The organism is Paenibacillus shenyangensis, assembly GCF_000346635.1.
In the GTDB taxonomy this organism is placed as follows: domain Bacteria; phylum Bacillota; class Bacilli; order Paenibacillales; family Paenibacillaceae; genus Saccharibacillus; species Saccharibacillus dauci.
Window position 1 is genome coordinate 65,839 of sequence record NZ_AOIG01000027.1, and the last position, 12,859, is coordinate 78,697.

General features: G+C 43.0%; 12 protein-coding genes. 8 read left to right on the forward strand and 4 right to left on the reverse strand.

The window, feature by feature from the left end; all coding sequences use genetic code 11:
- Positions 1-52: 52 nt before the first annotated feature.
- The 5 genes from H065_RS0120705 to H065_RS0120725 all read left to right on the forward strand — a co-directional run bounded on the left by H065_RS0120705 (position 53) and on the right by H065_RS0120725 (position 7,049).
- Entirely contained in the window at positions 53-508 is a 456-nt protein-coding gene (locus H065_RS0120705; RefSeq protein WP_017815002.1) for a DUF4280 domain-containing protein, read from the forward strand.
- Between the two features lie 58 nt (positions 509-566).
- On the forward strand, positions 567-3,329 hold the full coding sequence (locus H065_RS26505) for a contractile injection system protein, VgrG/Pvc8 family (protein WP_017815003.1): 2,763 nt from the start codon (positions 567-569) through the stop codon (positions 3,327-3,329).
- A gap of 12 nt (positions 3,330-3,341) precedes the next feature.
- Complete coding sequence (locus tag H065_RS0120715) at positions 3,342-4,268, forward strand: WG repeat-containing protein (protein ID WP_017815004.1); 927 nt, start codon at positions 3,342-3,344, stop codon at positions 4,266-4,268.
- 18 nt (positions 4,269-4,286) lie between these two features.
- Positions 4,287-5,240 (forward strand): suppressor of fused domain protein, encoded by a 954-nt coding sequence (locus H065_RS0120720; RefSeq protein ID WP_017815005.1) that lies wholly within the window; start codon positions 4,287-4,289, stop codon positions 5,238-5,240.
- 291 nt (positions 5,241-5,531) lie between these two features.
- Positions 5,532-7,049: a DEAD/DEAH box helicase gene (locus H065_RS0120725; RefSeq protein ID WP_017815006.1), complete on the forward strand. Its 1,518-nt coding sequence runs from the start codon at positions 5,532-5,534 to the stop codon at positions 7,047-7,049.
- Between the two features lie 291 nt (positions 7,050-7,340).
- Here H065_RS0120725 and H065_RS27965 read toward each other — a convergent pair whose 3' ends face one another.
- The gene (locus H065_RS27965; RefSeq protein ID WP_193746794.1) at positions 7,341-7,505 is read right to left on the reverse strand and encodes a hypothetical protein; all 165 of its coding nucleotides are present in this window, start codon (positions 7,503-7,505) and stop codon (positions 7,341-7,343) included.
- A gap of 179 nt (positions 7,506-7,684) precedes the next feature.
- Here H065_RS27965 and H065_RS0120735 point away from each other — a divergent pair, with 179 nt between their 5' ends.
- The gene (locus H065_RS0120735) at positions 7,685-8,698 is read left to right on the forward strand and encodes a hypothetical protein (protein ID WP_017815008.1); all 1,014 of its coding nucleotides are present in this window, start codon (positions 7,685-7,687) and stop codon (positions 8,696-8,698) included.
- A 248-nt stretch (positions 8,699-8,946) separates the two neighbouring features.
- Here the strand turns inward: H065_RS0120735 and H065_RS0120745 are convergent, their stop codons facing one another.
- The 3 genes from H065_RS0120745 to H065_RS0120755 all read right to left on the reverse strand — a co-directional run bounded on the left by H065_RS0120745 (position 8,947) and on the right by H065_RS0120755 (position 11,928).
- The gene (locus tag H065_RS0120745; RefSeq protein ID WP_017815010.1) at positions 8,947-9,870 is read right to left on the reverse strand and encodes a GNAT family N-acetyltransferase; all 924 of its coding nucleotides are present in this window, start codon (positions 9,868-9,870) and stop codon (positions 8,947-8,949) included.
- Between the two features lie 27 nt (positions 9,871-9,897).
- Positions 9,898-10,746 carry a copper amine oxidase N-terminal domain-containing protein gene (locus H065_RS0120750; protein WP_017815011.1) on the reverse strand — a complete coding sequence of 283 codons (849 nt, stop codon included), beginning with the start codon at positions 10,744-10,746 and terminating at the stop codon, positions 9,898-9,900.
- A 243-nt stretch (positions 10,747-10,989) separates the two neighbouring features.
- A complete protein-coding gene (locus tag H065_RS0120755; RefSeq protein WP_017815012.1) occupies positions 10,990-11,928 on the reverse strand; it encodes a helix-turn-helix transcriptional regulator in 939 nt (312 codons plus the stop codon).
- A gap of 115 nt (positions 11,929-12,043) precedes the next feature.
- Here H065_RS0120755 and H065_RS0120760 point away from each other — a divergent pair, with 115 nt between their 5' ends.
- Together H065_RS0120760 and H065_RS27970 are read left to right on the forward strand one after the other, a co-directional pair.
- Positions 12,044-12,487 (forward strand): VOC family protein, encoded by a 444-nt coding sequence (locus H065_RS0120760; RefSeq protein ID WP_026136369.1) that lies wholly within the window; start codon positions 12,044-12,046, stop codon positions 12,485-12,487.
- A 104-nt stretch (positions 12,488-12,591) separates the two neighbouring features.
- Positions 12,592-12,759: a hypothetical protein gene (locus H065_RS27970; RefSeq protein ID WP_017815014.1), complete on the forward strand. Its 168-nt coding sequence runs from the start codon at positions 12,592-12,594 to the stop codon at positions 12,757-12,759.
- Positions 12,760-12,859: the final 100 nt, after the last annotated feature.

Consider the following 12,859-nt stretch of genomic DNA (forward strand, 5'->3'; position numbering starts at 1 on the left):
TACAAATATCGATCTATTTGCATATAACCTTAAAGAATAAGGAGGAAATATCATGCAAGTCGAAAGTGCCACGCAAGCTTTGCCATCTGCTCCAGCTGCACAGCAATCCTATGTAGTAGCTGGAGCTATTATTAGCTGCAGTTGTGGAACACAGCTTACTCGGCTGAAAGTACCAGTAAGCCATGGTGTATACATACGAAAGTTACCACAGCTCAATATCAATGATTACCAGCCTGGTGTAAATATTATGAATTTTGGCAATTGTACGAATCAACTTAATCCAGCTGTGAAAAATGGTTCAGTGGATACGAATGGAGTTCAGAAAGCGCCTTGCATTCCAGTAATTACGACTCCCTGGATCAATGGCAAGGAAGATGTACTGGTGGAGAGTCAGCCAGCTATGCTAAATGGTTGTACAAATAACTGCGTATACGCGGGAAGTTTGATCAAAGTAGAAGACGATGGACAGAATCTCGGTGGTGTCTCTGTAGGCGGAGGGGGGAGCTAATGAGAGGTATGTTATTATCGGCCATTGCACTCCTTACCACTAGGAAAGGAGCGGGTAGATGAGCACTATACACACATGGAGTGGTTATGGACAGCTAAATGTAAAAGGACCTTTTGAGCTTCAGCGTCTGCATGAGTTAAAGCTAGAACGCCATGCAGGTGAGCATGCTTATCTGCAGCTGACGGCGATTGTACCCGATCAACATACAGATACTTACGCATCGATGTCTGCTGAAGGTGAATCGATCGAAATTCAAGAAATAGATGAGCATGGTAATTTACAGCGTACCTTATTCCACGGTTTTATTCGGCAGCTTAGTATTGAAACCGTACGAGGAATCTATTACCTTAAACTAGATGCCGTTTCTCATTCGGCTCGGCTCGATCATAAAGTGCAGATTCGTTCTTTTCAAAGAGGGCGTCAGACTTCAGGAGAAGTTATCGAAGCGGTACTAAGCGATTATCCTGGCTCGGACGTTATCGATAATGCGACAGAGAACGATCATCTGGAATCATTGGTTCTTCAGTATCGTGAAACCGACTGGCAATTTATTAAACGCCTAGCCTCTAGAGTAGGAGCCGTTGTTATTCCTGAATCAGCTGCTCGTACACCTAAGCTATGGATTGGTATTCCGGAAGGCGGAATCACATTACTTCCGGAGGATGTAGCCTATACCATGAGCCGAGACTTGCAAAGTTATGCAGCAGTTCAGGCTGCAGGTCACGAGGTTCAATTGAGTGACTTTACCGCGTATGAAATACATACAGAGCAGTGGTTGGCACTCGGCAGCCGGGTGAGCTTCCGTGGTCGGGAACTTGCTGTTCGTTCTGCTGTCACGGTATTACAAGATGGTATTTTGCAGCATGTATATGAGCTACGCCGTGAAGAGGGGATACGCCAGCCTAAATTTTTAAATGAGAAAATTATTGGTGTCTCTCTGGATGGTAAAGTTATCGGTCTTAAAAGTGATCAGGTACGTGTGCATTTAGACGTAGATGATTCACAAGATAAAAGTCTCGCAGTCTGGATTCCATACGAGAGTGCTTATACAGCTGAAGGCAGTAGTGGGCTGTATGTAATGCCTAAAATAGGAGATGCAGTAAAGCTTTATTTTCCAGGTGCCGAAGAGGAAGAAGTCAAAGCACAAGGATCTGTTCGTAAAGGAGCACAACCATCCCCGAAGGTTAGTGACCCAAGCCAGAAATACTGGGGTACGGATTATGGTAAAGAACTAAAGATGGCACCTAATGAATTAAGTTTGACGGCTATTGAAGGTAGTCTCTTCATCTCTCTTGAGGATTCGAATGGAATTACTATTCAAAGTGATACAGATATATTGATGTCTTCTCAAAAAACATTTGAGATTACTTCGGACACAAAGGTAGGTATCCAGGCAGGGGAAGGCATCTATCTTCTTAGTGGCACTAGCAGTGTTATAATGGATGGAGATACGGATATCTTGGGAGAAACCATTTATCTGGATGGTCTAATCAAAGCTCCAGTAAGTATCGAAGACTTAGAACCTCAAGCTGAAGCACCGTACCAAGAGGAAGTACAAGAAGAAGCACCGCCCGAGAAAAAGAGTTTCTGGGAAAAGGCGCTAGACGTGACACAGATCACGCTAGACGTGGTGGGATTAATTCCAGGTGTAGGGGAAGTAGCCGACCTTGCTAATGCAGGTATATCTTTGGCACGAGGAGACTATGTAGGAGCCGCCTTATCTGCAACGGCAGCAATTCCTTTTGCTGGATGGGCAGCTACAGGAGCCAAAGCCACACGGAAAGTGGCAAAAGCAGTCGATGGAGTGGCTGGTGGCTCCAAAGCTGCCAAAGCAGTTAAAACTGCTGCTAAAGTGACGGGAGCTGCTGCGGGTCGAATGGTGAAATCTGCGAGCGAGATTGCTGCGAAGCTAGCAGCGAAAGCAAGCTTTGTACTAGGTAAGGTCACAGTAGGTGCCCGGAAAATAGCCCGACAGCTAGACGTCGATACAATGGCAGCCCAGTTGTTTAAAGCCATGCAGAAAATGAAAGATGGCATGCGAAATATGGAGATTCCAAGGTTACTGCCTGAGCAGGCGATGGCAGGCGGTCCGAGCTTAGGAAGAAAAACATTCGGCGAAGCTTACGATGAGATGAAAGATAAAGCTCAAGTGATGATGTCCAAGGTTTTGCCTCCGCCCAAAAATGGAAAAGGAGGAGGACCAGGGGGGACACATCCGCCAAATCCTAACAATATAACAGAAGCGGAATTTGATCAATTAGCTGCTGTTCTCAAAACTCAAAATCTATCAAGAGTTATGGTCAAAGAACTGAAACAAGGGATGGCTCAAAATAAATTCGCTATTGAAAAAGTAGTAGGTGGAAAAGCGAAGTATAAAATTGATGTACTGGATAGTAAAGGTGTTCCCACTACGTCAGTATGGATCGATGAATTTGGTAAGACAACAAGTATGAGCTGGACAGTAGGGACAAAAGTTAAACGCGGCTCAGGTTACAGCAGAGCAAAAGTGCCTAAAGGAACAGAGCGAGGACATATTAAGTCGGTTAATGAGGGTGCATTAGATAATGCAGTAGAAGACAGTCCATTAAATATTATTCCTCAGATACGTGCTGTTAATGATCCAAGAATGAAAGCTTTTGAAGCATATAGAGTGAATGAATGCCAGGGTAAAAAAGTGGTCACCGATATTCTGGATGATCCAGCAGGCTATGTACGTGTCAGAGTAGATGAAGCAGATATTGATGTAATCTATAATCCATTATCTTCAAAAGCTGAAAATTGGCCTAAGGATTGGTTTACAAGTCCTGGTCCTCATCACTAAGGAGCGAATAATATGGCTAATCATTTTTATCGAATCAAACAAAATAATAAATACGGATTTCTAAATAATGAAGGCGAATTTGTGATTCCCCCTAGTTACTTACAGGCCGCAGACTTTAGTGGGGAACTAGCTGCAGTTACTATGGAAAATGGACATAAAGGATATATTAATAAAGAAAACGATGTTGTTCTTCAAATTAATGCGGATCGACTGGGGGGATTTAACGGAGAGTGGGCCACCTTTATTATATCCAGAAAAACAGGAATTATTAATCGGCAAGGAGAAATAATAGTTCCTCCTATATTTGAACAGATTATTCTTAATGGAAATAAAACCTTTATTGGGCAACAGGATGGAAAAATGTATTTATATGATGAAAAAGCTAATAAAATATTAGACAACGAATTTGATTTCTTAGGAAGATGGAACAATAGAGAAATGGTGGCTGAGAAGAATGGAAAACACGGTTTAATTAATGATAAAGGGGAGGAGATCATTCCTTTTAAGTATGCTTACTGTGGATCATTTGAAGAAGGGTATGCCCAAGTATCTTTAGATAATGATATGTACGGATTCATTGATAAAACAGGTGAATTCATAATCCCTCCAACATATTATCAACTTTTCGATTTCAGTGAAGGACTGGCTGCTTTTCGTCTTAAAACAGCTGGGAAATGGGGATTTATCAACCCAAATAATGAAGTGATTATTAAGCCTAAATTCCAGAGTGTGAGTAATTTTAGCGAAGGCATATCAGCTGTGGAGTTAAAAGACAGTTACGGATATATTGATAAGCAAGGAAAATGGATTGTGAAGAACATTTTCTCGACGGCGGACTCCTTTTCCAATGGACTGGGTCTTGTTACTTACGAAGGGGAATGGGGGTATTTGAATAGAAGTGGTGAATGGGTATATAAGCCCCACAATTTTAATCGATAACCGGAAAGGATGTAATGAATGTTAAATCGTATTGAGATATTAGAACAGATTCTGGAACAGTCTCCTTATTTTGAATTTCTTTGTAGAACGGTTGAAAGTGTAGGCTTTATTTTTGCAGATGGAATCGATTATGTACGTCTGACCGGAAAGCCCCAGCCTCAAACGACAGAGTTGATCCATGCACTTGGTTTGGAGTCATCCGAGATCGGGATTGTAGAGAGTAAGACGCTTCCCTCAGATAGTACGGAAACAGCCGATCTCTGGGTAGAAATGGTTGAAGCAGAGCTTTACCTTCTCTCACAAAATAAAACGCCCGTTTCCAAGCTACGTATGACTACACCCAACCAACAAAAGGCAGTGCCTCAAGTGGAGACACTTATTCAGCGTATTTTTATGCCGCCTCTGGAAGGTACATATCCGTTATCCGATCGTATCGAGTTAATTTATGGTTCTCTCTTTCAATTTCAAGAACCTCAATTCATTTGGCAGAACGATCAGCAAAATTTGTTGGTTTTGAAATACAAACAAGGCTACGCTGGAATGGATATTTTGGTTACTGCAGGTCTAAGTGATCCTGATCGAGGAAGCTCAGATCTAGAATTTGATAGTGGCTCTGCATCAGGTTACGGTTATGAACTTATGATGTTCCTTGCTGGAGAAGAGGAGGCTGTGCTGCAACGTGAATTTATTTCCTGGGTTCAGCATACCGAGCAAACGAAACGCCCCATTTATCAAGGAGATTACTTGGAGTACGCTGGAGATCAGATTCCTGGTATCCCTTCTGGAGGCTTTATCGTAGTACCCGCCATTGATTTTCCGGAAGAGTTCCCGGTGGCTGACGGATTTAGCACCTTTAATACGTTGATTGCTGTAACTCCAGCAGAAATGCAAACAGCCAAAGAGGATGTATTTATTGTAGCCGATGAGTTTTTTGAAAAAGGTTATATTAACTATGCTCCGCTTTCCAGATAAGATAAATGCTCATTGGTATTGTTTCATTATATGACTACATTACAAAAGGGGTTGTGGGATACATAGCAACCCCTTTTAATAGCGTGCAAATACTCAAGTATAGTTTTCGATAAAATTACGAATAAACTCTTTACTTATAACAGGGATAAGACAGTACATAACTGTCATTAAAATAAATGTACGGCTATGAACTGGTAAGATCGCTGGGCAATCAAAAAGAAACTCTCCCCGCTATTGCCCAATCTGTGGTACGCTTATCGAATATCCAAGAACGAAGGAGTTTACTATCTAATGAGCGAAAGCAACACATTGAACGATATACAGAACGGCAGCAGTACCCCCGCATCTACTAATCAACCAAGCTTCAGCGACTATACCCTCAGTGAAGAAATTACCCGTGCCCTGGACACCCTCGGCTATAATCAACCGACGCCTGTACAACAGCAGGTTATTCCACAAGCATTATCCCGCAGCGATATTACCGTCAAATCACAGACCGGCAGCGGTAAAACGGCAGCTTACGGTATTCCATTATGCGAAATGGTGGAATGGGAAGAGAGTCGTCCACAGGCGCTGATCCTGACACCAACACGCGAGCTCGCGGATCAGGTAAAAGAAGATATTATGAATATCGGTCGCTTCAAGCGGATCAAGGCAGCAGCGATCTACGGCAAGCAGCCCTTTGACCGCCAACGGCGTGAACTGACCCAGCGTAACCATGTGATTGTCGGTACACCGGGTCGCGTGATGGATCATATCGAGAAAGATACGATCGATCTGGAACGTATTCAATATCTAGTCATCGATGAAGCAGATGAGATGCTGAGTATGGGATTTATTGAGCAGCTGGAGAAAATTATTCGCGAGCTGCCGACCGAACGGATGACTATGCTGTTCTCTGCTACACTGCCAAAAGATGTAGAAAAGCTCTGTCACCGCTATATGAATCAGCCGGTGGATATCGAGATTGGATCGGCTTCGGACAAGCGCCAGACCCAGATCCAGCATAAATTATATACAGTCAGCGAGAAAGCAAAGCCTTCTTTACTGCAAAAAGTCACGATCACCGAGAATCCGGACAGCTGCATTATTTTCTGCCGTACCCAGGTGAATGTGGATGCAGTAGCCACACAGCTGGAAAGTCTCGGCTATCCAGCGAGCAAAATCCATGGTGGTATGGAACAGGATGACCGCAATCGTGTCATGAATGAATTCCGCGCGGGTCAGTTCCGCTATCTGGTTGCCACCGATGTAGCGGCGAGAGGAATTGATATTGACCGGATTACGCATGTCATCAACTACGATCTGCCGATGGAAAAAGAAAGCTATGTTCATCGTACCGGACGTACAGGCCGTGCGGGTCAGAGTGGTACGGCTATTACCTTTGCAACGCCGTATGAAGATAAATTCCTGAATGCGATCCAGAATTATATTGGATTCGAAATTCCGCGCGCAGAGGAACCTTCTGCATTCGCCGTCTCGGAAGCACGGGATGCCTTTGAACGTAAATTGCATGATCGTCCTGCACCGAAAAAGAGCAAAGGCGAAGAGCTGAATGCCAATATCCTCAAGCTGTATTTTAACGGAGGCAAAAAGAAAAAGCTGCGTGCTGTTGATTTTGTAGGTACCATCGCCCGGATCGAAGGCGTAACTGCCGATGATATCGGAATTATCAGCATTCAGGAGACCGTTACTTATGTAGATATTCTGAATGGAAAAGGCCCGCTTGTAATGAAAGCAATGCAGAATACAACGATCAAAGGCAAACAGCTGAAAGTGCAAAAGCCAGAACGTAAATTATATAGCTGAATTGTACGGATGCAATCAGAGTGAATACAAGTAATACGTATATTTGCAGAAGGCATGGACTATTGTCCATGTCTTTTGAATTATGAAATAAAATGTTTATTTCAGCTATGCAAAGTCATTATAATAAGTGATAGATACATATAAGCCAATAAGTAAATAAATCAAAGAGCTCTGCTACTATAGCAGAACCCTTTAGTTGAAGACGTATTTTCAGCGATTGTGTTGAACACATCTAAACTAATATTTTAACAATAGTAGGAGTTGCGAATAGATAGATGACAACCTATTGAGTTACTGTGCCGGTTGCTCAATCGGTTTCTGGTCTGTCGTCGCTCCCTGCTCGGCAGGCGATTCGCCGGGTGGTGTATTATTCGCAGGGGTGCCGCTGGAGCATGCAACAAGTGCAGCGAGACAAGCAGTAGACAACAGAATTCCCATTGCTCTGAACATTTTCATAAGATCACCTTTTTCTGAATAGGATGTTATATATTGGAGAGACAGCTAAACAGCATACAGTCTATACCTAAAGTTCCGTCAAATAAAATGTACCCTATTCAGAGGAGTATCTAATCATATATAACGATTACCGGATTACTATGTATCCATAGATTCTAACGAAAGCAGGAACCTACTGTATGGGACAAAGAGCTAATTTAGTTATTGTACATAACAACGATTACGAACTGTATTACAATCACTGGTGTGCGAGCTCCATGCCTGAAAAGGTATTCTGGGGCCCTATTCATACCAGGCAGTTTATCGAAAGTCAGGAAAAAGTGAGCAAGACAGAATGGCTGAATGATATCTGGGCAGAAGGTGGAGTCGTCATGGATCTGGATCGACAGTACCTGCTTTTTTACGGTGGTGAAGATATGATGTACGATATTCAGCTTCGCCAGCTATTTATACAATTGATGCATAAGGTATGGACAGGATGGCAAGTAGAATGGGCAGAAGAAGGCATTTTGGATATGGCCAATTATGTGGGTGTTTCGCCGGAATGTGTATTAAGTTCCCGCCAAGACATGGAGCCCCGCCTGCTCGAGCCAATTGCGTCTGGCAATTTTGTGGATGGTGTAGCCAGCATCCAATTTGGCGAGGACGAACTATTACTATTTCCTCTTGGTATAGATTTCAAAGAGTATTTGTATTCCGGTTCTGAGATAATTGAACATATTGATAAAACACAGGGTTACAGCAAGATAATATGGAAGGACTGGGCATACCGAGATGAGATTCCTAGCAGCGGATTCCATGTTGATAAAGTCAGCCGTACTTTGCAATTCTGGCATGCAGAAGCGATTCCCAATATTCTTGCTATTGTGAAAGAGTGTTGGCCAGGCTGGAATATTTCACGATTTGCCAATCACTATGATTCGCAGGTTGCTGCGGCAAAAGACAGACTTGTTATTTTAGAGAGAGACACTGCTACCCTGCTGGAAGAATTAATAAAGAACTTACTGAGGGAACCCAACGATCCGGTTCAACATGCAATTTCTATTGCTGAACTATTGGGTGAGAGCGGAAAAGAAGTTCAGGTGAACCCGGATATCTTCAGTCATGCCGAATATCACTTATCTTTGGAAGAAAAACGCACTATTCTTGCTTATGCTCTTAGAAGCTATAGTGATTGCCAGGACAGCAGTTGATCTCTCGGGATACTGATATGTCAGCGTCATGTTCTGTAGAGATTATTTGTAAACATGGGATCAAGACAATGATATGCAGATTTTGATTCTTGGTGATAAAGTTGTCTATGTAGGCGTGTTTGATGGATTGGATGCATGGCAGGACAATCTGGATGAGTGGGGCAATTATGTCACCGGCTATAGATTGTAGCCATGCATCTGCAATCGTTGGTTAAAGTAGCTATTCCATGTGCTGAGGATTACCATCTTTAACCCAGAACTATTCCGTATCGTACTTCTTCATTCATGATCTGGAAGCCAGCCGACTCGTACAGCGACAGTGCCGAATGATTATCGGTCAGTACAGTCAGGCTGGCTTTTTCGAGTGAATGACTCTGCAGATACTTGAGTCCTTCCACCAGTAAATAGCGGGCAATGCCACGTCTGCGCCATGGTTCACGCACCCAGACATCCTCAATTATTCCTTCGTCTTCTTCCTGCCAGGCCATCAGTCCGCCGATCATGGTCTGATACTCTCTTACCACCATGGCGGTCCACAGAGGTTGCTTTTTATTCTCTGCGAGTTTGTTGCTGCCAATAGGAGCTTCCGGCCAGATCTCGGCATCTATGTTCAGATATTGCTGTTCTTCTGCAGTTGTTGCCATTTGCCAATAATCGAACTGTAATTCTGAAGGCAGTGTCAGCCCGGGGAGAGGCTGGAGCAGATTCCTTTCCATATGAAAGAGGCTTTGCAGATAGGAGTAGCCTTTATCTTTGAAAAAGGAAATATTGGCAGTCTCGGACGAATGATTGCCGATACACAGCATGGTTTCATGAGTCGTTGACAGTGTTTTTTGGAGTTCGATGGCTCTGCTCAGCAGGGGCTGGTAAAGAGCTTCCAATAGGGCTGTATCCACCTCCCGTTCCGGAACCGTTTTGATATTTATATAGATAGTATGTTTGTACTCTTCAGGCTGTTGCGGATGGATCGTACTGGTTACTTCGATTTGGCCTTTGCCAATCATCCGATTATTCTCAAAAGCACAGTATACGTTGTGCCAGTTTGGCGGTTCACCAACCCACCAGAAAACAGCGTTATCTCTGGCTGTTACTGCCTGATATAGATCACCCAGTAAAGGCATGTCCGATTCTTCAAAGCTGCGTATAGTGTACTCGGGTGATATTGATTTCATATGAATACATTTTCCTTTCGAATGAGCTTAGAGAATGGTGTTACTGATAGTTCTCATAAAACCATTTTGATTGGCAGTATATATTAATTTGCGAATCGCTTCATTAGCCGTTTCACTAAACAAATACCATTTATCCTGATTTGCATCATAAATCAGGGATGGTGGATAATCTTTTAGCATTTCTTGCGGAAAATCACCGACCAGAGAATAGGTATCGTAGCGAAGCTGATTGTCTCCCTTGTCGTCGAGGAATTGGTATTCAGAATTTTTGTAGTAGGCACCCAGCGTATCGATCATATATTGCCAGGAATAGTTGGCGGGTTCAGCTACCTCTTTGCCTTTGTATTTCAGCATAATATCATAAATAGCCTGGTTATAAGCATCGCCTTTGATCTGCTGTACGATACCACCCATAGTCATATGATATTCCTGCTGCAGTGCCTTGATTGGAACACCATTAATACGCAGGGAAGGAGAATCAATAGTAACTCTGACCTTATCGTAATTGACCTTACTGCCAAATGCCTCAGAGACAAAACGAAGAGGAACAAATATCAAATTATTTTTTATGTAAGGGCTGGTATCCATTGATATGACTTTCCCATTCTTCTGGGCTACTTTGCTATCTGGTTTCAAAGTGATTGTGCTATTGCGGTTAGTCAGTGTGACTCCATAGGTGGACCATTGTACCGTAGCCGCCAGATTTTCACTGATGGTCCGCAGGGGCACCATGACATGACCATTTTTAACTTCCGGATAGGCTGCGGTTCTGATGTTCACTCCATCAATTTGAATCTGTCTGGCAGCTGCGCAGGTTGTAGAAAAAGAAAGTCCCAGACAAGCCGCGACCAGGATTCCGCTTATTACTTTTTTCATTGTTTGAGCTCCTTTGGTAGGGTTTGAAATAAATATAGAGTAGCACCGCATATTTACCTTTTATTGAGTATCGTATACATCATACTGTGGGTGAAGATAACAAGCGATTGGGCAACTCATTATTAAGACGTAATTTACATAAATTTGTTGCTGTGTATGGATATGTTATTACGAAATAGACGGCGAATGAAGAATAATTGCAATTGTATTCCAAAGCACGACCCATATTCATGAATGTAATGGTCATACCTGGTTGTAATGATCAAGCAAGCGGTGAATCCGGTCACGGATCATTTTCTTCAATGTATCTGGCTGGACAGACTGAATATGCTGACCATAGCGAATAAAATAATCCGTAATAAAATCTTCTTCACCTGGATGGTAAAAACCATGAATCACCGTCTCTTCATCTATCTCCAGATGCATCGACGGATAATGTTCTTTGTCAAAAATATCCCTGGCCTGGGCCGTAATCGTTACTTCAAACGGAACGCTGTGGTCGGATTGCTGTCTGTCACTATATTGCTGCAACAGATCATCCAGCGGCATAGTGGGTAACGAGGAATGCTCCTCTATAGTATGAATACGGTCACAGCGAAATACTTTGTATTGCTGCTGATCCAGATCCATTCCGGCTGCATACCATTGTCCGAACCGTGCTGAGATCCGGACAAATTGGACCGTATAAGTTTTATGCTGCTGGCCTCGTGAATAGCTGATTTGACAGATACTCTCATGCAAAATGCTTTTAAGAATCCGATCGAGATAAGGGCTCGCGTGGGGATGAGGATAACTTTCCAGCTGCAATACTTTTTTCATATTATGAATCTGTTCGATCTGAGTCGGAGACAGGCAATTCTCGAACTTCTCATTCAACCGATTCCCACTAAGATGAAAGGGTGTGGATTGATAGGCTTCCAGTGTCAGCATCGCAAAATACAAGGCATATACCTCGTCCATAGTGAAGATCATCGGGGAGAGCAGCCGATTTTTGAGGATTCCGTATCGTCCATGCCGACCATGTTCGGCGTAAAGAGGCATACCCAGCTGTTCAAGAGAATGGATATCGCGCAGAGCTGTACTTTTGGAAATATGGTAAGTCTTCATCAGATCACTCAGATTGAAAAATTCCCGTCCATTCAGATAGCGAATCATATCATTGAGCCGTTCCGATTTTTTCATAAAATCCTCTCCTTTAAAGGTGTCATTATTTGAACCCTTTTCATAGGATAATGAGTTTGAGAGCAGATATCAATGATCTGTCCGAATATTAAAATGGAGGCGGTACAAGATGAGTATGACACTGGAAATTGCCATTTTCTTGTCCATGAACGGAAAAGCCAAGGAAGCGATCGGCTTTTACAAAAAGCATCTCGGTGCAGAAGAGCTGATGCGGGTCACCTATCAGCAGATGGCGAAGCGTGACAGCTCGATCCAGCTGACAGAGGATAACAAGGATTATATCTCTCATTCCGTACTGCGGATCGGTAGCGCTAAGCTGATGATTGCCGAAGAGACGATGGACCCTCGCGAGAAGTACCATCCAGGCAATCATATCTCGCTGTGTATTCAGAGCGCGGATCTCACAGAGATCCGGCAGTTTTACAGCAATCTGATCAGTGATGAGCGAGTAAGAATTATTTTGCCTTTGTCGGATATTGTATTCAGCGAAGCGTATGGTATTATAGAAGATCCGTTCGGTGTACAGCTGCAGTTGATGTACGATAAGCGGCTTGGATGACGAATAAGAATAAAAGTATATTGTTTGAAAAATGATATGAAGTGGATCGGATGAATAACAAAGGAGAAAATGTAAATTCTGCGCCAATGAAAGGAGAAACAACTGTGATACTCATCATCGCCTGGTTGATTATCGGGCTACTTGCCTACTTTTTCATGTATACATTCATCAAGCTGCTGAATTCCCAAACCGATAATTTTAACACTGCCGGCTGTAGCCTGTTGTTTGCGGCGCTGGTGGTTGCTATCCTCATACTCAACTCCATGTCCTGATCAAGACAAAACACGGATGACCTGTCCGTGTTTTTTGTTTGCATATAAGCGTTAAGCATAGGATCAACAATTATCTCAAAATCTCAAAATCTTATCGACA

What these genes read in the sequence shown, in the direction of transcription:
- H065_RS26505 (WP_017815003.1), top strand. Translation starts at nt 567, where the DNA reads ATGAGCACTATACACACATGGAGTGGTTATGGACAGCTAAATGTAAAA.
- H065_RS0120735 (WP_017815008.1), top strand. Translation starts at nt 7,685, where the DNA reads ATGGGACAAAGAGCTAATTTAGTTATTGTACATAACAACGATTACGAA.
- H065_RS0120720 (WP_017815005.1), top strand. Translation starts at nt 4,287, where the DNA reads ATGTTAAATCGTATTGAGATATTAGAACAGATTCTGGAACAGTCTCCT.
- H065_RS27965 (WP_193746794.1), bottom strand. Translation starts at nt 7,505, where the DNA reads ATGAAAATGTTCAGAGCAATGGGAATTCTGTTGTCTACTGCTTGTCTC.
- H065_RS0120705 (WP_017815002.1), top strand. Translation starts at nt 53, where the DNA reads ATGCAAGTCGAAAGTGCCACGCAAGCTTTGCCATCTGCTCCAGCTGCA.
- H065_RS0120745 (WP_017815010.1), bottom strand. Translation starts at nt 9,870, where the DNA reads ATGAAATCAATATCACCCGAGTACACTATACGCAGCTTTGAAGAATCG.
- H065_RS0120725 (WP_017815006.1), top strand. Translation starts at nt 5,532, where the DNA reads ATGAGCGAAAGCAACACATTGAACGATATACAGAACGGCAGCAGTACC.
- H065_RS0120760 (WP_026136369.1), top strand. Translation starts at nt 12,044, where the DNA reads ATGACACTGGAAATTGCCATTTTCTTGTCCATGAACGGAAAAGCCAAG.
- H065_RS0120755 (WP_017815012.1), bottom strand. Translation starts at nt 11,928, where the DNA reads ATGAAAAAATCGGAACGGCTCAATGATATGATTCGCTATCTGAATGGA.
- H065_RS0120715 (WP_017815004.1), top strand. Translation starts at nt 3,342, where the DNA reads ATGGCTAATCATTTTTATCGAATCAAACAAAATAATAAATACGGATTT.
- H065_RS0120750 (WP_017815011.1), bottom strand. Translation starts at nt 10,746, where the DNA reads ATGAAAAAAGTAATAAGCGGAATCCTGGTCGCGGCTTGTCTGGGACTT.